This window comes from Williamsia sp. CHRR-6, from assembly GCF_018474015.1.
Taxonomy (GTDB): Bacteria; Actinomycetota; Actinomycetes; order Mycobacteriales; family Mycobacteriaceae; genus Williamsia_A.
Genome location: NZ_JAHCSG010000004.1, coordinates 444,675 through 471,506, shown reverse-complemented (window position 1 = coordinate 471,506; position 26,832 = coordinate 444,675). Strand labels below are relative to the sequence as shown.

26 protein-coding genes are annotated in these 26,832 nt (G+C 66.3%); 8 read left to right on the top strand and 18 right to left on the bottom strand.

Annotated elements, in window-relative coordinates; all coding sequences use genetic code 11:
• Positions 1–116 precede the first annotated feature (116 nt).
• The 7 genes from KIK15_RS13715 to dnaB all read right to left on the bottom strand — a co-directional run bounded on the left by KIK15_RS13715 (position 117) and on the right by dnaB (position 6,559).
• Positions 117–398 (bottom strand): hypothetical protein, encoded by a 282-nt coding sequence (locus tag KIK15_RS13715; RefSeq protein WP_214245245.1) that lies wholly within the window; start codon positions 396–398, stop codon positions 117–119.
• Positions 398–1,390: a caspase family protein gene (locus KIK15_RS13710; RefSeq protein ID WP_214245244.1), complete on the bottom strand. Its 993-nt coding sequence runs from the start codon at positions 1,388–1,390 to the stop codon at positions 398–400. The genes KIK15_RS13715 and KIK15_RS13710 overlap by 1 nt, the downstream gene beginning before the upstream one ends.
• Positions 1,390–1,761: a TIR domain-containing protein gene (locus tag KIK15_RS13705; protein ID WP_214245243.1), complete on the bottom strand. Its 372-nt coding sequence runs from the start codon at positions 1,759–1,761 to the stop codon at positions 1,390–1,392. The genes KIK15_RS13710 and KIK15_RS13705 overlap by 1 nt, the downstream gene beginning before the upstream one ends.
• 168 nt (positions 1,762–1,929) lie before the next feature.
• Positions 1,930–2,382, bottom strand: a complete 453-nt coding sequence (locus KIK15_RS13700) for a hypothetical protein (RefSeq protein ID WP_214245242.1) — start codon at positions 2,380–2,382, stop codon at positions 1,930–1,932.
• Positions 2,379–3,002, bottom strand: a complete 624-nt coding sequence (locus tag KIK15_RS13695) for a DUF433 domain-containing protein (protein WP_214245241.1) — start codon at positions 3,000–3,002, stop codon at positions 2,379–2,381. The genes KIK15_RS13700 and KIK15_RS13695 overlap by 4 nt, the downstream gene beginning before the upstream one ends.
• 482 nt (positions 3,003–3,484) lie before the next feature.
• Positions 3,485–4,138: a TnsA-like heteromeric transposase endonuclease subunit gene (locus KIK15_RS13690; RefSeq protein ID WP_214245240.1), complete on the bottom strand. Its 654-nt coding sequence runs from the start codon at positions 4,136–4,138 to the stop codon at positions 3,485–3,487.
• 210 nt (positions 4,139–4,348) lie between these two features.
• Positions 4,349–6,559, bottom strand: a complete 2,211-nt coding sequence (dnaB, locus tag KIK15_RS13685; protein ID WP_214245239.1) for a replicative DNA helicase — start codon at positions 6,557–6,559, stop codon at positions 4,349–4,351.
• A 589-nt stretch (positions 6,560–7,148) separates the two neighbouring features.
• On the opposite strand from dnaB, the gene KIK15_RS13680 reads away from it, so the two are divergent.
• Positions 7,149–7,736: a hypothetical protein gene (locus tag KIK15_RS13680; RefSeq protein WP_214245238.1), complete on the top strand. Its 588-nt coding sequence runs from the start codon at positions 7,149–7,151 to the stop codon at positions 7,734–7,736.
• 43 nt (positions 7,737–7,779) lie between these two features.
• Positions 7,780–8,832: a DUF3089 domain-containing protein gene (locus KIK15_RS13675; RefSeq protein WP_250324587.1), complete on the top strand. Its 1,053-nt coding sequence runs from the start codon at positions 7,780–7,782 to the stop codon at positions 8,830–8,832.
• Positions 8,833–8,894: 62 nt separating this feature from the next.
• On the opposite strand, the gene rplI is transcribed toward KIK15_RS13675, so the two are convergent.
• From rplI to rpsF, 4 genes are all read right to left on the bottom strand, one after another.
• The gene (gene rplI / locus KIK15_RS13670; protein WP_214245237.1) at positions 8,895–9,347 is read right to left on the bottom strand and encodes a 50S ribosomal protein L9; all 453 of its coding nucleotides are present in this window, start codon (positions 9,345–9,347) and stop codon (positions 8,895–8,897) included.
• A 17-nt stretch (positions 9,348–9,364) separates the two neighbouring features.
• Positions 9,365–9,628: a 30S ribosomal protein S18 gene (gene rpsR, locus KIK15_RS13665; protein ID WP_214245236.1), complete on the bottom strand. Its 264-nt coding sequence runs from the start codon at positions 9,626–9,628 to the stop codon at positions 9,365–9,367.
• A 68-nt stretch (positions 9,629–9,696) separates the two neighbouring features.
• Positions 9,697–10,200: a single-stranded DNA-binding protein gene (locus tag KIK15_RS13660; protein ID WP_214245235.1), complete on the bottom strand. Its 504-nt coding sequence runs from the start codon at positions 10,198–10,200 to the stop codon at positions 9,697–9,699.
• Positions 10,201–10,403: 203 nt separating this feature from the next.
• Complete coding sequence (gene rpsF / locus KIK15_RS13655) at positions 10,404–10,691, bottom strand: 30S ribosomal protein S6 (protein WP_214245234.1); 288 nt, start codon at positions 10,689–10,691, stop codon at positions 10,404–10,406.
• A gap of 181 nt (positions 10,692–10,872) precedes the next feature.
• On the opposite strand from rpsF, the gene KIK15_RS13650 reads away from it, so the two are divergent.
• Entirely contained in the window at positions 10,873–12,873 is a 2,001-nt protein-coding gene (locus tag KIK15_RS13650) for an aminoglycoside phosphotransferase family protein (RefSeq protein ID WP_214245233.1), read from the top strand.
• 2 nt (positions 12,874–12,875) lie between these two features.
• Positions 12,876–14,414 (top strand): hypothetical protein, encoded by a 1,539-nt coding sequence (locus KIK15_RS13645; RefSeq protein ID WP_250324586.1) that lies wholly within the window; start codon positions 12,876–12,878, stop codon positions 14,412–14,414.
• On the opposite strand, the gene KIK15_RS13640 is transcribed toward KIK15_RS13645, so the two are convergent.
• The 3 genes from KIK15_RS13640 to KIK15_RS13630 form a co-directional block, all read right to left on the bottom strand.
• Positions 14,327–15,907, bottom strand: coding sequence for a glycosyltransferase family 87 protein (locus tag KIK15_RS13640; protein ID WP_214245232.1), 1,581 nt, complete (start codon positions 15,905–15,907; stop codon positions 14,327–14,329). The two genes, KIK15_RS13645 and KIK15_RS13640, sit on opposite strands and share 88 nt — an antisense overlap.
• 25 nt (positions 15,908–15,932) lie before the next feature.
• Positions 15,933–18,053 (bottom strand): transglycosylase domain-containing protein, encoded by a 2,121-nt coding sequence (locus KIK15_RS13635; RefSeq protein WP_214245317.1) that lies wholly within the window; start codon positions 18,051–18,053, stop codon positions 15,933–15,935.
• A 160-nt stretch (positions 18,054–18,213) separates the two neighbouring features.
• A complete protein-coding gene (locus KIK15_RS13630; RefSeq protein WP_214245316.1) occupies positions 18,214–18,618 on the bottom strand; it encodes a DUF5318 family protein in 405 nt (134 codons plus the stop codon).
• Between the two features lie 189 nt (positions 18,619–18,807).
• Here KIK15_RS13630 and KIK15_RS13625 point away from each other — a divergent pair, with 189 nt between their 5' ends.
• Both KIK15_RS13625 and KIK15_RS13620 read left to right on the top strand, forming a co-directional pair.
• Positions 18,808–19,407 carry a PadR family transcriptional regulator gene (locus KIK15_RS13625; RefSeq protein WP_214245231.1) on the top strand — a complete coding sequence of 200 codons (600 nt, stop codon included), beginning with the start codon at positions 18,808–18,810 and terminating at the stop codon, positions 19,405–19,407.
• Positions 19,400–20,494 carry an inositol-3-phosphate synthase gene (locus tag KIK15_RS13620; RefSeq protein ID WP_214245230.1) on the top strand — a complete coding sequence of 365 codons (1,095 nt, stop codon included), beginning with the start codon at positions 19,400–19,402 and terminating at the stop codon, positions 20,492–20,494. The genes KIK15_RS13625 and KIK15_RS13620 overlap by 8 nt, the downstream gene beginning before the upstream one ends.
• 742 nt (positions 20,495–21,236) lie before the next feature.
• Here the strand turns inward: KIK15_RS13620 and KIK15_RS13615 are convergent.
• Entirely contained in the window at positions 21,237–21,656 is a 420-nt protein-coding gene (locus tag KIK15_RS13615; RefSeq protein ID WP_307851889.1) for a TA system VapC family ribonuclease toxin, read from the bottom strand.
• On the bottom strand, positions 21,646–21,906 hold the full coding sequence (locus tag KIK15_RS13610; protein ID WP_214245229.1) for a hypothetical protein: 261 nt from the start codon (positions 21,904–21,906) through the stop codon (positions 21,646–21,648). Before KIK15_RS13610 ends, KIK15_RS13615 begins: the two co-directional genes overlap by 11 nt.
• A gap of 264 nt (positions 21,907–22,170) precedes the next feature.
• Between KIK15_RS13610 and KIK15_RS13605 the strand changes: the two genes are divergently transcribed.
• Positions 22,171–22,437, top strand: coding sequence for a hypothetical protein (locus KIK15_RS13605; protein ID WP_214245228.1), 267 nt, complete (start codon positions 22,171–22,173; stop codon positions 22,435–22,437).
• Between the two features lie 373 nt (positions 22,438–22,810).
• Positions 22,811–24,217: an HNH endonuclease signature motif containing protein gene (locus KIK15_RS13600; RefSeq protein WP_214245227.1), complete on the top strand. Its 1,407-nt coding sequence runs from the start codon at positions 22,811–22,813 to the stop codon at positions 24,215–24,217.
• A gap of 40 nt (positions 24,218–24,257) precedes the next feature.
• On the opposite strand, the gene KIK15_RS13595 is transcribed toward KIK15_RS13600, so the two are convergent.
• Positions 24,258–25,541 (bottom strand): lipase family protein, encoded by a 1,284-nt coding sequence (locus KIK15_RS13595; protein WP_214245226.1) that lies wholly within the window; start codon positions 25,539–25,541, stop codon positions 24,258–24,260.
• 32 nt (positions 25,542–25,573) lie between these two features.
• The gene (dinB, locus tag KIK15_RS13590; protein ID WP_214245225.1) at positions 25,574–26,752 is read right to left on the bottom strand and encodes a DNA polymerase IV; all 1,179 of its coding nucleotides are present in this window, start codon (positions 26,750–26,752) and stop codon (positions 25,574–25,576) included.
• Positions 26,753–26,832 lie beyond the last annotated feature (80 nt).

Genomic DNA, 26,832 nt, shown 5'->3' with positions numbered 1-26,832 from the left:
GACCCCATCCGAGGTCGTGACCTGGGCAACGCTGTCACCCAGACAAATTGCAGAGGTGACACGCGTAAGCACGAGCGGCGTAGCCTTCCGGGACCCTCAACCGTCGTTGGTTGTCGTCATCGCGTGAGAGCGTCGGAAATTACGGGGAGGTACCGACGAACCTGCTCCCGGTCGCTGTCTTTCTCCCGCTCAGACAGCCTGACGTATGGTGTCTCGATCTGAGCCTCCCAGCGCGCAGCAAGCACGGCCGGAATCACTAAGGATCCATCGTGCTGGCGCTCGCAGTGGTCATGGACGTACCGCTGCCAGTGCGCCCAACGCTCGTGCTCGACGGCGGCGAGCTCGTCGACGAGCTGCTCACTCTCTAGAACCTTCCGAATTGCGTCGGTCGATGGCATCAGATCAGGTCCTGCTTCACGAGCTTCCAGTAGTGCTGGCCAAGGACGGTGAGCTCGCACGCCTTGTTCTGCATCGCTGCGTGCCACATGTGCGGCGCACCAACCGGGCGGACCAGGTTGACCCTGACCAACTCCTGCAGCACAGCGAAATCGGCGTTCTTGGCCGGGTCCGGCGGCGGAACCGAGTCGTCCTCGTTTCCCGTGCGCTCAGGCTCATAGCTCGGATCGAGTTGGAGCTGCACGGTCGGTAGGTTGAACAGGACAGTGAGTTGCTGCAGCTTGACGAGCTCGATCGGTGCGTCCGCCTCCCGCAGCGAAACGAACTTCTTGATGTTCGTCTTGAATACCGGTCTCTGCGCCCACGGACCGAGCGACTGGTCGATGTGCGCGTAGACGCTGCCGGGGGTTACATCGCCGACGAGATTGGCCGCAGCCCCGTTCAGTGCGTCGACAAGCAGGCTCGTGAATACGCCCGAGCCACCGGACTCCATCGCGTACTGCTCCGCGGTCGACGCGGTCAGGATCGTGACTCCCTCCTTGATCTCGGCAACCTGCTCCGCGACTGGGTTGGTGCCGGCCACCCCGCTGTGGCAGCTATCCAGGATGATCACCTTGTTCTTCGCCGGCGAGCTGTTGGCGAAGGTCAGCACTTCGTTGAGCGAGAGACCGTCGTGCCCGGAGGCGCAGTCGCTCGCACATAGGTACCCGCCGGCCCCGTCGATGTAGCCGTGTCCGGAGAAGTACAACAGCGAGATCTCGGCATCGTCCTTGAACAGCTCCTGAACCGCCTCACGCAACTCCGTGCGGGACACAGCTGCTCCCGGACCGGTAGCCGTCATCAGCCGCGGTTGCGCGAAGTTGAGCGTGCCGTCGGCATGCCGTTCCAACGCGGCCTTGACGCTGTGAGCGTCGTTCACTGCGCCGCTGAGCGACTGGATCTTGTCATAGTGATCAATCCCGATGATGAGCGCCTTGCGCGTGTCCCTCGGCATCAGAGCGAGTCGATGAAGCCGGCGATGTTCACGTCGGTCCAGGGCACCGTCCGGACGCCGGCGAGATTCGTACGGTCGGAGGCGTAAGCCCAGACTCCGAGCAGTGGCTTGCCCTCGTCCTTGGCGCATTGGATCTCCCACTTCTGCCCGGAGGACGTCAGCGAGTTCTTGCTCACGAGTGCGATGACTCCGTGGGAGCGGCGGATGCGTGTGCGAACCTTCTCCTTCCACCCGGTGTCGTAAGGCTCCTTCACCGACATGTCGATGAACTCGTACGGGGAGCGCGGGTGCAGCGACTGCCCTTTCAGTAGGTCGCGCTGGCGCTCGTCCTCGATCGCGAACGCGATGAATACGGTCTTCTTGTCGGTCATGTATGCCCCCTAATCTTGCTGAGCCGCGACCGCCGTCGATCGCCCAAAGACTCCGGTCGAAGGCTATTGGCAACCACTGACATCCAAAGCGCCGAACGTGCTCCGGAAACCACCATTGCCCGACTACTGCGATCCCCTGCCCGGGGCCAGCGCGACGAGACACACCAGCTACGCGACTCCGCGGCCGCTGTAGTCGTCCGGCCATTCACCGAGCGCAACGGCCCGCACCTTCACCCGCCGCCCGGGCTCGTTAGGAATCCCGCGCAGTTGGTAGCTGTGCGGCTCACGCTTCCAATCGTTCAGCACGTAGATCAGGCCCGCGGTGACCGTCGCGGTCTCCATCGTCAGGTTCATCAGACCCTTGAACCCCTTGGCGACGTGGCCGATCCAGTGAAGGCCAGAGTCAAACAGCGCACGCCGTTCCTCAGGGTTCGTCAGCTGATTGCGGTCCTTGGTGAGGATGGCATCGTACTTCTGCTCCTGCAGCTTGCCGAACAGCGGAACGTCCTGCTCTCCGGCCAACCCCTCGTCGTGGGCGTGGCGGAATTCGTGGTCGCGGTACACGGCGCGCGGCGGCGCCAGACACCCGTCGTTGATGTTCTCGTCGAGGAAGAACTTCATGCCGACCGCCGGCTTCGGATGGCGACGCCCTCTGCGAAGCCCAGTGCATCGGCGGCAGCCGCTGCCGTCACACCTGGGTAGAAATGGCGGAGGTCTTCGGGGTTGATCGGGCTGTCACCGCTCATCGCATCGGCGACCGTGTCGAAGGGCACCCGGGTCCCGTCGATCGTTGGCCATCCCCCGAGGCGACGAGCATCGCCGCGCAACATCTCGCGCGGGTGCTCGAAATCCACCACCTCGTCGTTGCGGTGGTTGCGGAACGGCCGATAGATGTCAGCGAGTGAGACGATGTGGTACTGGCCGGGGTTCTTCACCAGATCCATGAACCCTTCGTCGGTCCACACCGCGATGCTGCCGTCGGCGACGGCGAATTTGTACTTGGACGGGTGGTCCGTGAGGTCGAACTCTTCCAAGTTCGTGAAAGCCTTCCGCACCTGCTGCAGCGAAGTGCTCGCGCGTAGATGTGCCACAACCCGCAGCGCGACCAGGTCGCGGAACGAGTACAGCGGCGGCCTTTTCGGGCTGATCTCTGGTACCAGTAAGCCGGTCGATCGCCAGCTGCGCAGCTGGTGCGCGGTGACGCCGGTGAGCACCATAGTCAGATCCTCGGGGAAGCTCACGTCACACCTCCTCCTGCACGCGCGGGCCGCTGCTCATGATGGTGCTGACCATACAACCGAGATCCGTCGGCACGGCCAGGAACCGGCCGCGCGCCCTGGCCAGGAGCACGTCTGCGCCGGACACCGAGTTTTATGCGCGAACCTCCGCAGTTGCACCACCAGCTTTCTTCGGGTTGGCAGGTCCCGGACTCGACCGCCCCCAGTGGTCAAAGCTGTTCCATTGAAAGAGGACGCTGGCGAGGTCCACATCATCGTCAGCCTGCGGGCCGCTGTCGTCAGGCAGCAGTCGCGCACGACCACCGTCAAGTAGCTCACGCAATGCCACTCGGATAACGGCAGTGCTCCCGCCTGTGGCAGCTCCAAGAACGACCACCGTTCCGGTCGCGGCGGCCTACATTTCCACGACCTGCATGAGTTCGCCATCGTGAATGAATCGGGTGCCAACACTGACACGAACGAGGCCATCGCTCATGACGGAATCCTTACCTAAGGACGGTTCGGGGGCTGAGGGGTTGGTCGACACTCACCGCAAAGTAGTTGGACCACAACAGATGAAGGACGGCGGAACGCACAATGGGCTCTGTCCACTTGCGGTACTCGCAGAACGCGTGAGCCAACGTTCGGCCTGTAAGATCGTCTCGGGCCTTCAGCGCGTTGATGAGTTCCGGGTCGAAACGCTCAGCATTGCGGAATCCAGCCAGAAAGCGGACGGTCTCGAGCTCGGTCGCCGGAGGTTCGCTCCACACTTCGTAGCACCATCCACGCCGTTCGATGAGCGTCCTCGTCCAGTCGAGCGTGAACTTGACTTTGGGCTCATCGAGCTGGAAGCACGGCTTCACATCAACGACTACCGGCCCATCGTCCGTCAACAGCAGGTAGTCCGGCACGTGCTTGCGCGCACGCTTCTCGATGAAAGCGCGAAGTATAAACGGCTGCGCAATGATTCGAGTAACCGCGGGATCAAAGTCCGCGAACAGCAGCCGCGCGAGTTGCAAGCGAGATTCGTAGATGACATGCGCCCGCTCGGTCGCCGGCCAGTAGGTACCCGAATAGTGCGTCTGACCGTGGCGCCAGCGGAACGTCCGCCAAGGCGCGGCATTGCTGATCAATTCAAGAGGAGCGCGACCCCATTCCATGCAGGCCTCCGTCAAGGAGTCCCTTGAACGCACAGAGATATTTGGGAGTGGCGGTGCCCCCGCTTCCGGCATGCCGCCACCATCGCATCTCCGAAATGCCGCTACGCGGATTCCAGACGGCGTGTCTCAGTCTTTCTGCACAAGTGCAGCCGTGTTGCAGTCAGTCGTGAGAAAGTGCAGTCAAATTTTTGAGAACCTACACCGGCCCTATCAGCCGCGCGCCATGTCGACGAAGCGGGACAGATGCAGCTGGTGGGCCACGGTGATGGTCGCGGTGGGGCCGTTGCGGTGCTTGCCCAAGATGATGTCGGCCTCACCCGCGCGGGGATCGTCACGCTCAAACGCATCCGGCCGGTGCAGCAGGATCACCATGTCCGCATCTTGTTCCAGAGAGCCCGACTCGCGAAGGTCAGACACCATGGGGCGCTTGTCAGTTCGCTGTTCGGGGCCACGGTTGAGCTGGCTGATGGCGACCACGGGGACTTCTAGTTCCTTGGCCAGCAGCTTGATGCTGCGCGAGAACTCCGAGACCTCCTGCTGACGGGATTCGACCTTCTTGCCTGAGGACATCAGCTGCATGTAGTCGATGACGATGAGTTTGAGGTCATGGCGCTGCTTGAGTCGACGCGCCTTCGCGCGGATCTCCATCATGGTGAGGTTCGGCGAGTCATCGATGAACATCGGCGCCTCGGAGATCTCCCCCATCCGGCGGGCCAGGTTGGTCCAGTCGGCGTCACTCATCCGCCCGGCGCGCATGTCGGCCAGCTTGATCTTCGCTTCCGCCGACAGCAGCCGCATCACGATCTCGGTCTTGTTCATCTCCAGCGAGAACATCGCGCTGGTCATCTGATTGGCGATCGAGCAGCTCCGCAGGAAATCCATGGCCAGCGTCGAATTGTGGGTCGGCACCATCGATTCGCCCGCCAGATACATGTGCTCGGCGTTGTCGACCTGCACACACCGCACCGGCACGCTGGGCACCGGACGCACCGCAACCACGGTGCGGGTGGTGCTGTGGCCACGCAACTCCTTGTGGCGCAACGCTTTGTGATGGACGGTGAACACATCGTCGCCGATGTCCACACGCACCCAACCGGTCTCGGACCGACGATACGAATACCCCAGTCCAGCAACCAGATCGGCCACCACGGTCGACATGTGCTGGGTGGCGGCCGGAACGGTGATCCAGCCGTCCTCGTCGACGATGCCGCGGGCGTCGAGCAGCCCGGCCAGCAGCGCCCGCCGTTGCGCCTGCGACCCCCGCAGGTACTCGTGCGGGATACGGCCGCCGAGATCGGCCATCAAAGCCATCACGTCGACCGGACCCTCGGCCTCGATTCGCAAGGCGATCTCCGGATCGTCGAAAGCCATGCCCGCCAACGCCGCAACGGTGTAGGGGCCGTAGCAGAAGTGCCGCCACGGCAGGTCCAACGGTGCGGCGTTGCGCACCTCGACCGCACCCACCTGCGAGCGCAACGCTGCCGTGGTCTGCACCGCCGACACGCCATCGCATTCGGTCAGCCACTGATGCTGCGCGTCGGCCACCAGCACGGTGCCGTCGGAGAACTCCACCTCGAAGCACGGGCGCTCGGTCATCACCTCGGTGGCCGCGACCACCCTGGTGGGGCGACCAGCGGCGTCGAGGAGGTGATCGCCCACCCGAACCTCACCCATGGTGGTCCAGCCGCGTGGTGTGGGCAGCGGGGTGTCCAGCGCCAACGCCTTGCCCACACCGGGACGGGCCGCCACGATGATCATCTGGCCTGGGTGCAGGCCGTTGGTGACCGCGTCCAGATCAGCGAAACCGGTTGGCACACCAAGCGATATGCCGCCGCGGGAGGCGATGGAGTCGATCTCGTCCATCGTCGGCTGCAGCAGCTCCTCCAACGCCACGTAGTCCTCGGCGGTACGGCGCTCGGTCACCTCGTAGACCTCCGCCTGCGCCCGGTCGACCACCTCGGCCACGTCCTGGCCGTCAGCACCGGCGTAGCCGAACTGCACGATGCGCGTACCCGCCTCCACCAACCGCCGCAGGATGGCCTTCTCCGCCACGATCTCGGCGTAGAAACCGGCGTTGGCTGCGGTGGGCACCGTGGAGATGAGAGTGTGCAGGTACGGTGCCCCACCGATACGCCGCAACTCGCCCTTGCGTTCCAACTCCGCCGAGACGGTCACCGCGTCGGCAGGCTCACCTTTGCCATACAGCTCCAGCACGGCGTCGTACACCGCCTGGTGGGCGGGACGGTAGAAGTCACCGGGGCGCAGCACCTCCAGCACATCGGCAATGGCGTCCTTGGACAGCATCATCCCGCCCAGTACCGACTGCTCGGCCACCAGATCCTGCGGCGGCTGCCGGCCGAAGTCCTCTGGCGGGGGCGGCTCGTCGCGCTGCTGATTCCCACGATCATCCACAACTGCCACGCCTGCAAACCTCCGTAGTCGAACCGCCTGGCAGGAAACCACCACCGGTCCCCCACCGGCTGCGCCGAGTCCAGTCCTACCTGCGGGGTCTGACACAGGCTCGCCACGAGCGCCGGGTCGACCGCTACTGCAGGTAGGCCGTCGTAGGCCACCCCGTGAACATAGGGCCGATGTCAGCGGCCCACAAACGGCCCTGTGCACAGCTGTGTGCACTACCTGTGGACCACGGCAGAAGCTGTGTTGACCGCGTGTGGAAAGCCTGTGGAGGAGCCGGGCAAGCGAGAATATATTCGCTGTTCAGGCTGCGAGAACACGCTGAACAGGCTGTGGAGGAATATTCGTTCGGCGTGTCGCGACGTGCCGCGCCTCGGGCGTGTTCGAATTCCGCAACCAGCGGGGGGTTGCCGTTGCGTGAAGGCCCGCCCAACAGCTGATGACGCCGCGACACAGCGTCAAGATCACGTGAACACGATGCATGGGTGCGTAATGATTCCGCTACGAACCCCCGCAGCGCGCACCTGTGCGCGTAGACCGATCTGGTGAGACAATACGCGACGGCACAACATGATTCGCGGGGGGCGATGCGGCGATGACGCTCACCGACATCATTCCCACCCTTCGCCTCAGCATCCCCGATCCCCACGACCCACACCGCTGGCCCTCGGAAACCACGATCACCCTCGACGACGTCATCCTGGGCGGACGGTCGGCGGTGGCGGCCGCACACCGACGGGGTACCCGCACCCTCATCGCGGCGTCACGGCCCGCCGCAGCCATGGCATCTGTCGCCAGAGCGTGTGATCGCGACATCATCGGCATCTGGGTACACACCGTGACCGCCGTTTTCGCCGGCACCGAGTCACCGGTGGCCATGCTCGACGGCTGCGTGGCCGCACGGGCGGCGGCGTGGGAGGAGGTGCGTCTCATCGGGCGGATCTCGGTGGCACACCGACATCCCCATGTGGTCTTCGCCGACGGCCACAACAGCTGCGCTACGTTGGACAATCCCCTGCGACACAGCAGGGTTCACGCCTTTCTCCCCGAGGATCTGCAGGTGGGCGATCTGCTGGCGGTACCGGCCCTGGCGACGGCACCACAACCGGTCGACTCCCTGATCGCCGGCAGCTACCGTCGCCCGACGGTGAGGGTGTCTACTGTGATCGGCGGCCATGGGTAGTCGCCACGATCGGGAGGCGATGACGGTGACGGTTCGGACCTGGATGAGCGCGCACAGCTTGGCGATGCGACTGGCGACCATGCTGGCGATCACGGTGCTGGGCACCGGGTGCGCGCAGGCGTTGAGCACCCAGCCCGCCGGGGCGGTCACCGCGCCGACCACGTGGCTGTGCCGCCCGGGTCAGCCCGACAACCCGTGCGGCGGCAACTCCGGTGCACCCGTCGACTGCTTCTACGTCTACCCGACGGTGTCGCTGGATCCCGGGGCCAACTCCGACCTGCGCCCAGGACTCGAGGAGCGGACGGTGGCCGCGCAGCAGGCTGCGCCGTTCTCCTCGGCGTGCACCGTGTGGGCGCCGATGTATCGACAGAGCACCCTGCGTGGACTGTTCGCCGCCAGCGACCCCACCGCGCGCAACGCGGCGCTGGAACGCGCCTACCAGGATGTGGTCAACGCCTGGACCGACTATCTGACCCACCACAACCGGGGGCGCGGGGTGGTCCTCATCGGCCATTCCCAGGGCACCTACCTGCTGCGGGCCCTCATCCGCGAACGCATCGAGAACACCACCGCGCGCAAGCAGTTGATCTCGGCGCTGTTGATCGGCGGAAACGTGTTGGTGCGCAAGGGATCTACCACCGGTGGCGACTTCACCACCGTCCCCGCGTGCACCGCGCGCGGCCAGATCGGTTGTGTGGTGGCCTATTCGGCCTACGGTCGCACACCGCCGCCGGACACCCGGTTCGGTACCGCCCCGCGCGCGGCCTCCTACGGCCCCGCCGGTCGGCTGCCGTTCGGGCCGCAGTACAGCGTGCTCTGCACCAATCCCGCGGCCCTGGGATCCACGGCATCTGCCGTACTGCACGGCACACTGCCCGGTGGGCTGCCCAGCAGCTACTCGGCGCGATGCACAACCGGCGCCGGCCCGCACGTGTTGCAGCTGCGCGGCGGGTCACCGGTGCCGGCCAACCTGCTTCCTGAACTGCCCCAGGCGAACTGGGGACTGCACCTGCTCGACATCGACGTCGCCGACCGCGACCTGGTGGGCCTGGTGCGATCGCAGACCGCGACCTACCTGGCCACTGCGGGCCGCTGACACGACAATTCCGCCGATCGGGGTGAACCCCGATCGGCGGAATGTGGCGTGGATGAAAAACGTCAGCCGGCGGTGACCGCGACGGTCACCTTGGCCTGCACCGACGGATGCAGCGTCACGACCACCGGGTACGAGCCGGTCGCCTTGATGTGACCGTTGGGCAGCTCCACGGCGCGCTTGTCCACGACCGGACCGCCGGCGGACTTGATGGCCGCAGCGATGTCGCCGGTGGTCACCGAGCCGAACAGCTTGCCCGAGTCGTGGGTCTTGACCTGAACGGCCACGCTCTCGAGGCCTTCGATGGCCTGCTTGAGCTCGTTGGCGTGGTCGAGGCCGCGCACCGCGCGGGCTTCCTGGGCCCGACGGATGCCGTCGACCTGCTTGAGTGCGCCACGGGTGGCCGGGATGGCCAGCCCGCGCGGCAGCAGGAAGTTGCGGCCGTAGCCGTCCTTGACCTCCACGGTGTCGCCAGGCGCTCCGAGGTTGTCGACTTCAGCAGTGAGGATGAGCTTCATGAGTGGTCCTTTTCCGCTCAGCGTGCCGTCGAGGTGAACGGCAGAAGGGCGACTTCGCGAGAGTTCTTGACGGCGATGGCTACGTCCCGCTGGTGCTGGACGCAGTTTCCGGTGACGCGACGCGACCGGATCTTGCCCCGGTCAGACAGGAAGCGACGCAGCAGCGACGTGTCCTTGTAGTCGATCCCGTGGTTCTTTTCCTTGCAGAAGGAGCAGGCTTTCGCCTTCACCACCTTCTCGGTGCGCAGCTTCCGCCCGCCACCGGCTCGTGCTTTTGCCATGTGTTGCTCCGAAAAAATGCTGCCGGGCCATGTGAGGACCCGGGTGAGCAAGATCGTTTCGATCCCGCTCAGAAGGGTGGTTCGTCGTCGGCTCCACCGAACGATCCACTCGCCGGGGCGCTGCCCCAGGGATCGTCGTTCTGGGCCGGTGCCGAAGACCCGCCGCGGCTGGCGCCACCGGAGGAGGCGCCACCACCGGAGCCACCACGCGATGCGCGGTTGACCTTGGCGGTGGCGTACTTCAGCGAGGGGCCGACTTCTTCGACCTCGAGCTCGATCACACTGCGCTTCTCGCCTTCACGGGTCTCGTAGGACCGCTGCTTGAGACGGCCCGTGACGATGACCCGGGAGCCCTTGGTCAGGCTCTCGGCGACGTTCTCGGCCGCCTCCCGCCAGATGCTGCAGCGCATGAACAGCGCCTCGCCGTCTTTCCACTCGTTGCTCTGACGGTCGAACATCCGCGGGGTGGAGGCAACGGTGAAGTTGGCCACCGCCGCGCCCGACGCGGTGAACCGCAGCTCGGGGTCGGCAGTCAGGTTTCCGATGACGGTGAGGTTGGTGTCGCCGGCCATGGTGAAGCTCCCTACACGTGAGGTGTGTTGTCGAGGTCGATGCGCACCGGGCATCCGGTGTCGCCCGCAACCAGCGGGGTGATCCCGCCGTCTGTGGCCGACATTATTGCCCGGTACCGACATACGACCGTCGAAGGAGCCGATTCGGTTCCATCTCGCCGGAAAAATCTCCGGATGGACCTTCGACGGATCGTGACGCCTGGCTACTTGGAGGTGCGCAGCACCTTGGTCCGCAACACCGACTCGTTCAGCTTCAGCTGACGGTCGAGCTCAGACACCGTCTTGGGCTCGGCATCGATGTCGATGACCGCGTAAATCGCCTCGGCGTGCTTCTCGATCTCGTAGGCAAGACGGCGCTTGCCCCAGATGTCGACCTTGGCAACCTTTCCACCGTCCTTGCGGACGACGTTGAGAAAGGTGTCGAGCGATGGGGCGACGGTGCGCTCGTCCAGGTTCGGATCGAGGATGACCATCAATTCGTAGTGACGCATAAGACCACATCACCTCCTATGGGCTGATCGGCCACGGACTGTCCGTGGCAGGAGGGTCGCCTGCGTCGGCAACCGGCCCAGGCTACCCCAGTGACCCCTGACCAGCGAAATCGCTGGCGTGGCGTCCTTCTCGGCGGCCATTGCGGCTCCTGCAGGACCGTGCGAATGTATCGTCAGCGTCGTGACACGCTGGTGGTCGGTATCCGACATCACCCCGGCGTGGGTGGAAGAACACACCGGCATGGGTCGGGTTTCCCGCATCTGGATCGAGCCGATCCGCGAATCGCCGTATGACCTCACCGTTCGGGTCAATGCACTCACCCCTACCGACGACCATCGCTCGGTCTATGTCAAGCTGTGTCAGCCCGACTACGACGGGCCCATCGAACCGCTGCGCCGCCAGCACGTGTTCTACACGCGGGCAAGGGAATTCCAGCTCACCACGGTCAGCGCCCTGGTGGGCGCGATGTTCGTCCCCGCGCACCGGCTGATCTGGTTGATCCTGTCCGCCGAAGGCCCGATGGAACTCGGCGACGATCTACGCGGGGTGGGCGACTGGCAAGGTCGGCTGGCGGCCAGTGCGCTGGCCAAGATGCATCTGACCCTGTCGGGGCGCGGCGACGGCGGAGAACACGACTGGATCCCGGCGTCCACCCCCATCCCCGCCGACGAGGTGGGTGATCGGTACGTGGAGTTCGTGGAGCGGTTCGGCGAACGGCTCTCGGTCACCCATCTGTCGGTGGCCAACCGGGTGGTCGCCTCGGCCGAGGCGCTGCAGGACGTGGCCGCGCGGTCAACCTCGCCACAAGGGTTGGTACACGGCGACTTTCGGCCCGCGAACCTGATGTTCGGCGGCCCCGGGTCGGCGCGACCGGTGACCCTGACCCAGTGGCACCAGATGTCGTGGGGCCCGATGGCCACCGACGTGGCCATGCTGTTGTCGTGCGGCATGACCCCCGAGGAGCGCCGCGAACACGGAGACGCGGTGATCGCGGTGTACCACGAGGGACTCGGGGACCGGGCGCCGTCGATGGAGGCGATGCGTCGAGAGGTCAGCGAGCAGGCGTACGTGGGGTTGTTGGCCGCCCTGTGTCGACCGCGCCGGTTCACCGGGTCGGCCACCGCGGCCCCCCACGCCGCCGAGCGTTCCGACGAGCACGCGTTGGCGATGTTCTCGCGTGCCTGCGAGTACCTCATCGACATGGAGAAGGCACCAAGCCGCCGAGCGCGCGTCGCGGTCGCCCGGGTGGACCCCGACGACGAGTTCCCCCACGGCGATCCGAGCGGGCTCGACGCCAACGAGACCTGGTATCACGACGTGGTCGACATGAGCCACGGTGTGGGGGCATACCTGCGGCTGGGCAGCGGCAGCGGTCGTAGCGGGGGGACGCTCAGCGGTGTCATCTGCGGCCCGTCCATCCCGACGATCACCCTGCTGCACCGCGGGATCGACATGGCCGACCTGAGTGGTCCGGACATGACCGTCACCAGCGAGAACGTGCGCTACACCGCGCGGGTGCTCACCGCGCTCTCGCACACCGGCCTGTCGGTCACCGGAACTGGTCAGGCCTTCGCCGACCCGCGCGACGTGGTGGTCCAGAGCGGCGAGGTGCCGGTGACGGTGAGCCTGGACCTGAACTTCTACACCTCCGGGGTGGCCCACCGCAGCGACATGATCGAGGCCTACGAGGTGCCGTGCGCGGTGACCGGGACGATCGAGGTGACGGGCCCGGACCTGCACATCGGGCCACTGGCGATCAACGGTCCCGGCCAGCGCAGCCACTCCTGGAACATCGCCGACTGGTGGTCGACCACGTGGTTCTGGTTCGCCGTGCACTTCGAGGACGGCACCTATCTGCACGGGCTGGATGTGCGACCGCACGGGCTGACGCCGGGGTCGCGCCTGCACTATCAACCCGCCGACGCGCCACCGGTGCAGTTGGAGCGTTGCCGGGTGATCGACGTCGTGTCCGACGAGGGGCTGATCACCGCCAGCACCATCGCCATCGAACCGGGTTCGGCCACCATCGGCTTCACCACCGTGGGTCACGGACCGCTGGGTCAGCGCACCCGCAGTGGGCGGGTGGTGGTGGTGCAGCGGGCGTGGGGAACATTCACCCGCAACGACGGATTGACCGGACTCGGCTGGATGGACTGGAGTTGCCCATCCCCTACGGTGTAGCGATGCCCGAGGTGACGTTTTTGCACCGCCTACGCCTGCGCTGGTCGGCCGCGGCCGGCAACGTGACGGTGGTCGTACTGGTGTTGCTGCTGCTCAGTGCCGTGGCGATGACACTGGGCCTGCTGGGGAAACTGGACTGCGCGGGCGGGCCCTACGACGCCCTCGGTAGGACCAAACACTGGCCGGTCAGCAAGAACGAGCTGATCATGCCGTGCTACTCCGACATCCAGTTCCTGTGGCTGGGCCGCGACATCAACAACCACGTCTTCCCCTACATCCACGGCGGGATCACCGACAAAGGTGTGCTCTTCGGCGGCGCCGTGGAGTATCCGGTGCTCTCGGGTCTGCTGATGTACATCGGCGCGATCGGTGCCCAGACCGACAACGAGTTCCTGGTGCAGTCAGCGTTCCTGTTGGCGCCCTTCGGGTTTCTGGTGTCGGCCTTGCTGGGTTGGCTGTCGCGGTGGCGGGCGCTGCTGTGGGCGGCCACCCCGCCGCTGATCCTCTACGCCTTCCACAACTGGGAACTACCCGTGGTGGCCACCTCGGTGGCAGCAGTGGCGGTGATGGTGTTCGGCGCCGCGACCTCCAAGCGCACCGGGGCGCCACGAATGTCGTTGCGCGCCCGATCGATCGTCGCGGCGCTGCTGTTGGCGGTGGGCTTCTGCCTGAAGATCTACCCGGGTTTGTTCGTGGTGCCGCTGGCGCTGTACGTATTGACCCGGGCGCAGGGGCCGAGCGTCCCCGGTGGCTTCGCCTGGCCGCGCACGGGCACGCTACGCCATCGTTGGACCGCGTTGTCCGGCCAGATCCGCGCGTTGGCCCTGGATTGGTGGGGCGCCGCAGCGGTGCTGGGCAGCGCTGCGGTTGCCATCGTGGCCATCCAGCTGCCCTTCCTGATCCCCCGCGCCGAGGGGTGGAAGGCATCGCTGAGGTTCCAGTCGCTACGCGAGGCCAACGTCAACACGAACACCTTCTGGTACTGGGGATTTCGCCATCTGGTGGGTGGGCGGGTCGACGCCCGGTACAGCGATCTGGTCGGCATCTTGTCGCCCCTGTTGATCGCGGCGTCGTTCGTGTTGGCCATCGCGTTGGGTCTGCGGGTGTGGCGGAGGGGTGAGCCGTTTCCGTGGATCGGCGTGAGCGCGGCGGTGTTGGCCGGGTTCATGCTGTTCCACAAGGTGCACTCTCCGCAGTACACCTTGTGGATTCTGCCGTTCTTCGTGTTGCTGCGGATCCGGTGGCCCATCGTGGTGCTGTATCTGCTCGCCGATTTCGCGTTGGACACAACCATCTTCCGGCTGTTCGGCATCTATCAGAGCGAGAGCCCCATGCAGTGGTGGGTGCTGGGCGGGGTGCAGTTCGGGGTGTGGATGCACGCGGTCCTGTTGGCGCTGCTGGTGTTCGTGTTCGTCACGGCCACGCCGGCGATCCGGGTGGCCACACCCGATCCTCAGGCCGACAGCGAAACGGCGCGACGGCGACGCAACACCAACAGGTCTCGCGCGTTGTCCAGTACCCCACCGCCCGGGTCGTCGTAGTACTCCCCACGAGAACCGTTGCGCACCAAATCGTTGCGGGGATGGTAGATCTCCCAGATGACCACTGCGCACAGTCCGGCCACGGCCACGGCACGCAGTGCGATCGCGGCCAGGAACCACTGCTCGGGAAGCCATTTCACCTCGGCAGGCAGATACAGGCCCATCCTGGGCACCCACACCAGCGCGTCGATCACCATCCACGCGATGAGCAATCGTGGCCGCGGTAGCGCCAGCACCGCCAACGGCACCAGCCACAGCGAGTATTGCGGACTCCACACCTTGTTGACCAACAGGAACCCGGCGACGGTGAGAAACGCCAACTGCGCCAATCGCGGTCGCGATGGGGCGTGCAGCCCGACGAACACCACACCCACGAACACCAGCAGGATCAACCCGATGAACGTGGCGTTGACCAGATCCGAGCGACCGTTCGCGTCGCCACCCCAGTCGAATCCGGTGATCTTGGTCAACAGGTTGAACCAGGTGTCCGGGTCGTAGCCGCGATCATTGTTGAGGCGGAAGAACTCTCGCCACCCGCGGGGGAAGGCGATCATGATCGGAAGGTTGACCGCCAGCCACGTTCCGACGGTGGCCAGGACGGTGACGGTGAACTCGCGGGTCTTTCCGGTGCGCAGACACAATGCGAACAGCCCCACCAACAACATCACCGGGTACAGCTTGGCCGCGATACCCAGACCGATGAACACCCCGGTGAGCAGCGGGTTCTTACGCGCCCACGCCAACATCGCCAGGGCCAGGAACGCGGTGGCGATGGCGTCGAAGTTGGTGAAGATGTGCACCATCACCAGCGGCGAGAGCGCCACCAACGCCACCGACCAGATCCGGACACCCGCCGTCAGCGCGGTGGCCCACACCGTGATCAACCAGAACATCGCCAGCGCCAGCGCGCACACACAGAAGAAGACGACCACGCTCAGCGCCGACGGGACGCCATAGTTCTTGTGCGCCCACTGCCAACCGTGGGTGATCTGGGCGGCGGCGTACATGAACATGCCGGTGAGCACCGGATACTCCATGAACCGCTGTTCGGTGGTGCCGTCGGGTCGTTTCTGGAACCAGTAGGACTTGTAGGGCAGCGCGCCGGTGTCGAGTCGCTCGGCGGTGTAGAGCGGAACCGTGTCGGAGTAGCACAGAGCGATGTATTGGCGGTGGTTGCTCCAATCCAGTTCCAGTACACGGTCTCCCGCGCGTGGTGCCTGCTGCAGACAGCCCGCCTTGCCGTACCAACCGATGGACATCGCCAGCAGCGCCAGCAGGAACAACACGCGCAGCGGGGTGAGGTATCGCGACCGGCCCACCACCGCGTGGACTCCCAGCGGCCCGCCCACGGCGGTCGACGCCTCACGGGCGATCGAGTCGGTGCGGGTGGGCAGCTCCCGCCGATCAGCCTCGCGGAGGTCGGAAGCCAACGGGGCAGGCGAATCCCACTCCGGCTCGTCGGTGGTGACGGTGTCCGGCCCGACTCGTGTCATCTACGCATCGACCTGTGCGTCGACGCTACGGGCCATTCCCGTTGCCGTTCTCATTGCCATTGCCGTTGCCGTTCCCGTTGCCATTGCCGTTCCCGTTGTCGGCGCCGTCGGGGGGTGTGTCACCCGGCACCGGGGGCACGGTGCGCTCGGTGGGCGGACCCAGCGGGATGGTGATGCCCGGGGCCAGGGTGATGCCTGGTTGTTCCAGCGTGGTCGAGGGCACCCCGTCTTGCCCGGGCACGCTCGGTGAGCTGGACCGGGGAGTGCTCCGCGGCGCCTCCACCGGGACCCCGGCCTGCCCGCCGATCTCGGTGGGCTCGGGGAAGTTCATCACCGGTTCTCCGTCGAGCGCGCCGTCCATCGCGGCCTGCCAGATGTCGGCGGGTAGACCTGAGCCGTAGACGATGGAGCCCTGGTAGTTCTTCAACGGCTCGTTGCGGTCGGTGCCCACCCACACCGCGGTGGACAGCTGCGGGGTGTAGCCGACCATCCAGGCGTCCTTGTTCTGGCCGGTGTCGCCGAGCTGGGTGGTGCCGGTCTTGGCCGCCGACGGACGGTTGCCGTCATCGAGGGCATGCCCGCGTGAGTAGGCGGCGATCGGCTTCATCGCGGCGGTGGTGTTGTCGGCCACCGCAGCCGGGAAACGCCGCTGGCCAGGATCGGGTTTGCGCTCGAAGAGCACCCGACCATCGCTGGTCTCCACCTTCTGCACGAAGTGCGGGGCGTGGTAGACGCCGGAGTTGGCGAGCGTGGCGTAGGCCGAGGCCATGTCGATGACGCGCGAGGCGTACTGACCCAACACCACGCCACCCTCGACACCGGACCCGTCGGTGTTCTCCAGCGTCTTCTTGATGTCACCGAAGCTCTCGGCCACGCCGGCCTGGTGCGCGGCGTCGGCCACCGCCTGGGCTTGACCGTTGAGGTCGAGCATCAGCCGGTAGTAGACGGTGTTCAACGACATCTTGAGCGCCGTGGCCAGGTTGCAGCGTCCGCAACTCTCACCGTCGGAGTTGGTGATGGTGGTGCCGCCGGGGGCCTGATACGGCGAGGCGTCGTACACCTTGGACAGCGGGATGCCCTGTTCGAGCGCAGCGACCAGTGCGAACACCTTGAACGACGAGCCGGTCTGCAGGGCGGCCTGCGCGTAGTCGAAGCCCTGTCCGTTGTTGCCGCCGAAGTAGCCGCGGACGGCGCCGGTGCGCGGATCGATGGACACCACCGCGTCGCGGATGTTCTTCGGCTCTCCCTCCAGCTGGCCGTTGGCCGCCTTGACCACGGCGTTCTGCACCTTGGGGTCGATGGTGGTGGTGATCTTGAGGCCCTCGGTTTGCACGTCCTGCTCGGTGATGTCCAGCGAGGACAGCTCGGCGAGCACCTGTTGTTTGATCAGCCCATTGGGTCCGGCCGTCACGCCGCCGGAGGTGTCGCGCACCGGTGCGACCTTGGGGTACGCCAGGGTGGTCTCCTCACCCTTGGGCAACGCCCCGATGGCAACCATGCCGTCGAGCACGTAGCGCCAACGCTCCTGCGCGGCAGCCAGATTGGTGGCCGGATCGTAGTAGGAGGGCGACCGGATGGACGAGGCCAGCACCGCGGCCTGCGGAACGGTGATCTTGGTGACGTCGGTGTTGAAGTAGGCCTGCGCGGCCGCCGAGATGCCGTAGGCGCCACGACCGAAGTAGATGGTGTTGAGGTAGGCGGCCATGATCTCGTCCTTGGACCATTCGTTGGACATCTTGGTCGCGATCGCCAGCTCTTTGAACTTCCGCGTGTAGGTGCGTTCGTCGCCGACGAGCGCGTTCTTCACGTACTGCTGGGTGATGGTCGACCCACCGCCGGCGTCGGCGTTGTTGGTCACCTGCCCCAGTGCCGCACGGCCGAGACCGGTGACCGAGAAGCCGGCATTGGTGCGGAAGTTGCGGTCCTCGGCGGCGATCACCGCGTTCTGGATCGACAGGGGGATCTTGTCGATCGTGACGTCGGTGCGGTTGCCTTCCGGCGGCACGATGCGCGCGATCTGCCCACCCGCGGCGTCGACGATGGTCGCCACCTGGTTCTGCTTGATGTCATCGGGGCCGGGAACCGACTGCCCGAGGTAGGTGAACAGGAAGACGATCGCGGCAACCGCCACAGCCAGGGGGAACATGGCCCCGACCACACCGGCCACCCAGGCCACGATGCGCAACCGGAGGGCTTTCTTCTCGCGGGGCGAACGCGGCGTGGCCGCGGCTCCGTTACTCACAACAACATCTCCGTAATCATCTGTCCTGGGGCCAGAGCCCTCCTCGCATGCAGAGCTGACCCGGTCACTCTGCGGTGCCGGCCACCCGCCGCGAGCGACGTACCCGGGGCCGGGGTGGCAGCCCGGCAACGAACGACTGGATGAGGTGGTTCCACCGGCAACTGCGGCACACCTCCACCTCGTGGACGGTGAACTCCTCGCTGCCTGCGGCAAGTCGGGTGATCTCGTCGGGGGTGCGGGCCGAACCCGAGGCGGGGCCCAGTTTGTCACCGAACACCCACGACACCACCGTCAGCTGTTCCTTGCGGCAGACCGGGCACACCACCGTGCTGGACCGACCGTGGAACTTGGCCGCCCGCAGCAGGTAGGGGTCGGCGTCGCACACCGAGGCCACCGCGGTACGCCCCGCGTGCAGGTCGGACAGCAGGGAACGGCGCTGCAGCGCGTAATCCACCGTCTGTCGTTGCACGAGCACGTCGTCAAGAGTACGTGCAGCACCGGGCGTGCCGCGGGGATCGCGTTGTTCGGCTGGCGCTCGTCTACGCGCAAGGCTGGGTTCATCCCCGGTTTCCTGACCCAGTTATATCGGCCCGATACATAACGGTGTAGCATCGCCGTCACACGTTGGGACGACAGGTTGAGAGGAGGATGTCGGCAGATGCTCGAACTGGCTGTGCTTGGACTTCTCCTCGAGGCGCCGATGCACGGCTACGAGCTGCGCAAACGCCTCACCGGCCTGCTGGGCGCCTTCCGGGCGTTCTCCTACGGGTCGCTGTACCCGACCTTGCGTCGGATGCAGAACGACGGCCTCATCGTCGAGGACGCCGGGCCCCCGGGGACGCTCAAGCGACGTGCGCGGCGGGTGTACAAGCTGACACCCGCAGGTAAGGAACGGTTCGCCGAGCTGGTGTCGGACACCGGGCCGCAGAACTACACCGACGACGGTTTCGGGGTGCATCTCGCATTCTTCAGCCGAACACCGGCCGTGGCTCGCATGCGGATCCTGGAAGGTCGACGTCGCCAGGTCGAGGAACGCCGCGAAGGCCTCCGCGAGGCGGTGGGCCGCTCCGATCGGGCGGTCGATCGCTACACGCGGCAGCTCCACATGTTGAGTCTCGAGTCCAGCGAGCGAGAAGTGCGCTGGCTCAACGACCTCATCGCCGCCGAATCGTCGGACGATCCCGCCGGGACCGCCGACTCCGGAGGCCCGGACACATCAGATTCACCACCGAAAGAAAGAGAGCCCGACCATGGGTGACAACAACTCAGTGCGCGTAGCCATCGTCGGCGTCGGTAACTGCGCCTCATCCCTGGTTCAGGGTGTGGAGTACTACAAGGACGCCGACGAGACCGCCAGCGTTCCCGGCCTGATGCACGTCAAGTTCGGTCCGTACCACGTGCGCGACGTGGAGTTCGTGGCCGCGTTCGACGTCGACGCCAAGAAGGTCGGCTTCGACCTGTCCGAGGCGATCGTCTCCAGCGAGAACAACACCATCAAGATCGCCGACGTGCCGCCCACCGGTGTCGCCGTGCAGCGTGGCCACACCCTCGACGGGTTGGGCAAGTACTACCGCGAGACCATCACCGAAGCCGACGGCGAGGGTGTGGACGTGGTCAAGGTGCTCAAAGACGCCAAGGTCGACGTGCTGGTGTCCTACCTGCCCGTCGGCTCCGAGCAAGCCGACAAGTTCTACGCGCAGTGCTGCATCGATGCGAACGTGGCCTTCGTCAACGCCCTGCCGGTGTTCATCGCCTCCGACCCGGTGTGGGCCGAGAAGTTCCGTGCCGCAGGCGTTCCTATCGTCGGCGACGACATCAAGAGCCAGGTCGGTGCCACCATCACCCACCGCGTGATGGCCAAGCTGTTCGAGGACCGTGGCGTCACCCTCGACCGCACCTACCAGCTCAACGTGGGCGGCAACATGGACTTCAAGAACATGCTCGAGCGTGAGCGTCTGGAGTCGAAGAAGATCTCCAAGACCCAGGCCGTCACCTCCAACCTCACCGGTTCGTTGGCAGGCAAGGTCGAGGACAAGAACGTCCACATCGGTCCCTCGGACCACGTGGCGTGGCTCGACGACCGCAAGTGGGCCTACGTGCGCCTGGAGGGTCGCGCCTTCGGCGACGTGCCACTGAACCTGGAGTACAAGCTCGAGGTGTGGGACTCGCCCAACTCGGCCGGCATCATCATCGACGCCGTGCGGGCCGCCAAGATCGCCAAGGACCGTGGCATCGGCGGCCCCATCCTGCCCGCCTCGGCCTACCTGATGAAGAGCCCGCCCGAGCAGATCGCCGACGACGTCGCGCGTGAGCAGCTCGAAGCGTTCATCGTGGGCGCCGAGTAACAGCCAGGACACCTCACACTGTAAAAGCACAGGCCCGCAACCGGTTTCGCACCGATGCGGGCCTGTGTTGTATCCCTGTGTGGTAGCCGGGGACGCCCGCCGCCTCCGGTTCGCGTCCATGACCGTCACGCCGGTCGCGCTCGGGGTGTGTATTGGGCATCATCGGGTGCACGGGCACTCGCGGCGTTCGGATGACTCTTGCAGGGGTGGTGACCCGGGCCTGGCCGGGCATCTGGATCGCAATCGTCCTGGCCCACATCCTCATCGGAGTGACCGCGACGACTCCTGCCGGCTGGGCCTCGTCGTTGTTCCTCTTGGTGTTCTTCGCCGTCATGGCGTTGCGGTTCATGGTCCCCGGCCTCATCGTCGCCCCCGCCCCGGCCGGGCCACTCGCGCTGATCGGTGTCCTCGCCGTCGCAGTACGCGGATGGTGGATCGACGACGCGGCCACCGGGTGGCTGAGCAATTCCGGTGCGTGGGTGGCGCTGGGACTCGCGGTCGCGGCCATCGCGGCCGCGGCGGTGGGTCCGCTGAAAGAGCGACATGTCAGCACCGCAGGCCCCGCGTCGGCCGGCGTCGATCGGATTTCCCCGGCCGCTGACATGTGCCGGCTGCTGGGATTCAGTGCGTCCGTAGACCCTTGGCGGCGGGAGCCTCGTCATCGCACCCGAGGGCTATGCCTTCCTTCCGGATACGGTCGCGCCCGATCAGGTGACGTTGGTGGAGACCGTCGAACTCGGCGTCACCCGCTCCACACGGTGACCCAGCGCCGATCCGCGGGCACGAGCGCACCCTCGATCGTGGCGTCGAACGTCGCGAGTTTCGTGTCGTTGGAAGCCGCCAGGTTCACGAGCTGAAGATCGGTCACCTGTCGGCGCCCCATCAGCACGCGGGTGTCGATCACAGGTGCCGCGAGCGAGCCCGCATCGGCCAGGAAGCTCCACCCCGGCACCCGCCGCATCGCGTCCAGCTGCCCGAGCGCCTCGCCGCCGGTCACCTTTCGGCCCACCACCCGCTCGGTCAACAGCAGCCGAAGCAGCCCCGCCTCGGTGCCGGGGCACGTGCTCCAGGCATCCAGCTCGGCGAACCGCTCGTGCGCCATCACATGATGAACATGCTGGTCCCACGTCAGGGCGAGCAGCACGTTGACGTCAAGCAACACCGTCGTCGTCCGCTTCGTCGCCGTCGATCTCGTGATCGCGGTAGGACGCCACCAGCTCGTCGGTGACTGGACGTCCGGGGACGCCGGACAGCACCGGGAAACCCGATGGCGCACTGCGCGGTGCGCGCGGCGCTTTGAGGCCGGAGAGCGCGAGCTCGGATACGGCCTTGCCCAGGGAGATGTGCTCGGCAGCTGCCTTCGCACGGGCGGCACTGAGCACCACCGGGTCGAGGTCTAGAGTGGTACGCACCACAACATCGTAGCATCACCGCATCACCGCATCGCGCCGACGCTGATGTCGAGGCAGAGACACCTGGTCGGCTCCCGCTTGGGCGCACGAGTGACGCACGCCGGAGCCCAACGAAGCCTGGTCGCGGCTGGTGTGGCAATGGGTTTCGGACTCCTGCTTGCAGGGTTGGTACCGAGTCCGTGGCTCGCTGGGTTGTGTTTCAGCTTCGCTGGTGCCGCCAACGCAGCACAGGTAGCAGCAATCCGCCTCGTCATCGTTCACGCAGTGGCTGATTCGGCGCGGGCACGTGCCCTGTCGACAATGGGTTCGGTCAACACCGCTGCGATGTTGTGCGGGTATCTGATCGGCGCCCCGGTGGTGGCCGTGCTGGGCCCGGCGGGCGGGTTGGTGCTGGCGGGCCTCGGCACCACGACCATGGTCGGGATGGGAGTCGCCGTCACCTGGTGGCTGACACATCGCAGACCGGCGCAACACCAGACCGGCCTCACTCATCCGGGCCCACAGATACCCGTCTCGCCTGACCGCACATAATTGCTGTATCGCGAAAAGCAACGAGGCGACATTTCGATGTGAGTTGCCAGCCGACCTCCGAGGTCCGCAACTGAGCCAACAGATCACCAAGGCCGTCGCCGAGCATGCGCGCGACGCTGGTGCTGTCAGCATCGGCGACATAGTCGTCACGGGGAGCCTCGCCCTTGGCAACGGAAGCTGCGTGCACACAGTGAAGGTGCGGCTGTATTTCGGCGGCCCCGCCTTCAGCGGACGCCGTGGCGCCTCGTCCCAGCCTCGAGAATAATTCGAACGTGTGTTCGTATATTGTGGTACAGTACGGAGTAGCAGATCGAGTACGTGCTCGGTCGTCGCGACGCCGGGGGGTGAGCAACAGTTGACTGCGATTGCCGATGTGCCAGTCACCGCAGTGACTCACCTGCAGCTCGCGGAGAACCTGCTCGACCGCCTGCTGGACTCCGAACTGACCAAGCTCGACGAGGCCGAACTGCGGACGCTGGTGCACGGCATCGAGCGTCTGGCTCGTAAAGCGGTCGCCGCGTCCGCCGAGGCGCTGGTGGAGATCTCCGATCGTGGCTTCGACACCCGTTGGGGACACCGGAACGGTAGAGATCTGTTGATCGACGAGCTCCGGTTGTCCCCGGCCGAGGCGGCCCGCCGCATGCGGATCACCACCGCGATCGTCGCGATGCGAACACTGACAGGAGACCAGCGGCCACCTGTCCACCCAGACCTCGCCGCTGGCGTGCGGGCCGGCGTGATCAGCGAGGCGGCCGCCGACACCGTCTTGTCTGTGTACGACAAGATCCCCGCTGCCGTCGACCACGACGAACGGGCCTCGGCGGCGGCATCACTGGCCGAAGCCGCAACCTGCTTCCGGCCCCGCGAGATCCGCATGCTGGGCGACCGACTGTTGGCTCACCTCGACCCTGACGGGCAACTGACCGAACCATCCGACCGCGCCCGCCACCGGGCGCTGACGCTGAGTCCCCAAGACGCACAAATGATGTCGAAGCTGACCGCGACACTGGATCCCGCAACCCGCGCGAAACTCGACGTCCTGCTCGACACCTGGGCCGCACCCGGCAAACACAACCCCGACGATCCCTGCCCGACCGACCCCGACGAGGCCGCCCGCACCGACCTGCGATCACCCGCCCAACGACGCCACGATGCGTTCTCGGCGATGCTCACGCACATCATCGCCACCGGAGCCCTCGGTAGCAGCAAAGGCTCGCCCGCCCAGGTCGTCATCACCATACCCATCGACAAGCTCGAACGCATGACCGGAGTGGTCACCACCCCCTCGGGCGGCACCATCCCCGTCGCCGATGCCGTGGAACTCGCCGGCCACAACCACGCCTGGCTCGCCGTGATGGACCTCCAGGAGCAACCGCTCTACCTCGGCCGCACCAAGCGACTCGCCTCACACGCCCAACGAATCATGCTGGACATCCGAGACAAAGGCTGCACCAAACCCGGCTGCTGCCTGCCCTCATCCTGGGTGCAGGCCCACCACGACACCGACTGGTCGAACGGCGGCGCAACCGACATCAACAATCTCGCGTCCGCCTGCCCCAGCCACCACGCCACCATCGGCGCCGGGCCCCACCAATGGTCGACCACCATCATGAAATCCGGCCCCTACCGAGGCCGCGTCGGATGGATCGCCCCAGCACACATCGATCCCACCCGAACCCCTCGCGTCAACCACCTACACCATCCCGACGAACTGCTCGAGCAGGTCCGTCAGCGAAAACGACGTGGCCCCAGTGCAACTGATGACCCCTGGCGCGGGTGACCCACGGCCAACGGCCACGGTCGGTGCCGACGTGACACGGTCACCCGTTGAATCGGGCCTGCAGGAACTGCAGCGCGGGTGCAGCACTCAACAAATATGGCAGCGCGTGATTGAGGGCCAACCGCGGGAAGATCGGTGGGGTGGTGTCGGTGATCAACCGAACGTCGGCACCCTTGGCCCGCCAGTCCGACACCAGCGTCAGCACCTGCCCGTGCGGGATGATGTCGTCGTTGACACCGGTGTCCACCAGGACTGGTGCGTTGGGCCTCAGCCGACCGATGCGTTGCTCGTCGATCGCCTTCAGTACCTGCGGGTAGCGGGCCACCAGAGCCGACAGGGGCTGACGTGCCGTGGTCAGCTCGCGGGTGGATCGGAACCCGAACCGCAGCGCGGTGTCACCGACGCAATCGCCGGCCAGCTGCGCCAACACACGCCGACCCGACGGGCTGGCCTCGCGGGCGATGATGGGCCGCAGGTCGGGGTAGCGGGCCAGCAGCGCGTTGACGGTGTACCCGATGACCCCGGAGATGGAGCTGCCGTCGACGCGCGCCAACACCTTGACCAGATCAGCCGGCGGCGCACCCGCGTAGGTGCCCCTCACGTTCAGCTCAGGGGCGTAGGTCGACGCGAGTTCGGCCGCCGCGGCGCTGGCACCGCCGCCCTGCGAGTAACCCCAGAACGCGACCGGCGCATTCGACGGCGCCCGGCCCAGCCGCAGAGCGGCCCGCGCCCCGTCGAGCACGGCGTGCGCCTCCTCCACGCGGTTGACGTAGGTGTGTACGCCCGGGGTGCCCAGACCGATGTAGTCGGTCATGAAGACCTTGTAGCCAGAGGCCAACAACGCTGTGGCGAAGGGGATCTCGTAGTTCAGTCCGATGCTCGGTTTGCTCGGGTCGATGCCGACGCTGGTCGCGATCAACTTCGACGGCGCGCACTGATCGCCCTGTCCCACCGTTCCCGGAGCCATCACCACCGTCGGCTGTGGGCCGCGTCCCCGCCACCGCACGAACGGCTCGATGAAGGTGCCGGTGACCGCGGTGGGCGTGCCGTCCTGCAACCGGGAGGTGTACATCACCGTGCGTGCGGCCCCCGGGAACGGCCGTGGAAACGCCGGGATCTGCAGAAGTACCGCGGTGGGCCGTGTCTTGACCACGGCGCCGGCGTCTGCGGGCAGCGCGGTCGGCGGCAAGTAGAACCGATCGACCGGGGCCGCTGCGGCAGGTCCGCCGGGGGTCAGCACGGCCAGTGACCCAGCGGTCAAGACGGTTGCGATGGCGGCCACGATGCCGCGTCGGTGTGATGCCACCCGCACACCGTAGGACATCCGACGATGGCACGTTGCCCACAGTCATGAACTCAGTCGGCCAGCTTGGGCACCTCCATTCCCGGTTCGCGACCCAGCAGCACTCCCCGGGTGAGCGCGCCGGCACCGAAGCGATCACGCAGATCGTCGAGCGCCGCATCGAGGGCGTCGGTCTGGGCGAACGGCAGCACCAGCTGCACCGCGTCGTCGGTGTCGAGGTTGCCCAACGACACCCCGATCAGCGTGCAGCCACGCTCGCCCACCAGCGGCATCGCGTCGGCGAGCAGACGCCGCGCCGCCGACAAGATGACGTCGGTGGCTGCGGTCGCCTCAGTCAGCGTGTGGGAGCGGGTGGCGCAGGTGAAGTCGCCGAACCGCAGACGCAGCACCACGGTTCGCGCCACCCGATGAGCGTGGCGCAGCCGGCGCCCCAGCCGGTCGACGATGGCGATCACTGCGGCGTCGAGGTCGGCCGGCGAGGTGGGCCCCCGACCCAGCGCGCGCTGGGAACCGATGGATCGGCGGCGCACCCCGGTGGTGACCCGACGCGGATCACGCGCCATCGACAGCGCGTACAGGTGCGCCGCAGCCGACCTACCGAGCGCAGCCCGCAGCATCGCCTCACCCGCCGCTGCGATGTCACCGATGGTGCCGATACCCACGTCGTGGAGTCTCGCCGCGGTCACCGCGCCCACCCCCCACAGCCGTTCCACCGGTAGTGGATGCAGGAACTCCAGTTCCCCGTCGGGCGAGACCTCCAGCAGCCCATCAGGTTTCGCATGTGCACTGGCCACCTTGGCCAGGAACTTGGTGCGGGCGATGCCCACGGTGATGGGCAATCCCACCTCGGCGGCCACCCGCGCGCGCAGCCGTTGTGCGATCACGTGGGGCTCACCGGCGATCCGGCGCAACCCGGTCACGTCCAGGAAAGCCTCGTCGATGGAGAGCCCTTCGACCAGCGGTGTGGTGTCGTCGAAGATCTCGAACACGTCGCGACTGGCCTGGGTGTACGCCTCGAATCGCGGCGGCACCACCACCGCATGCGGGCACAGCCGCAGCGCCGCCGCACCGTTCATCGGAGTGCAGACACCGAACGCCTTCGCCTCGTAGCTGGCCGCCAACACCACACCGCCACCGACGATGACCGGTCGGCCACGCAGCGTGGGGTCGTCACGCTGTTCGACCGAGGCATAGAACGAGTCGAGGTCGGCGTGCAGGATGGACGGGGACACGAACACATGTTCGCATAGCGCCCGGACACGCAACCCGGTTCAACGGTTGTTCACCAGGAAACCTTGGCGCGTGCGTCCGC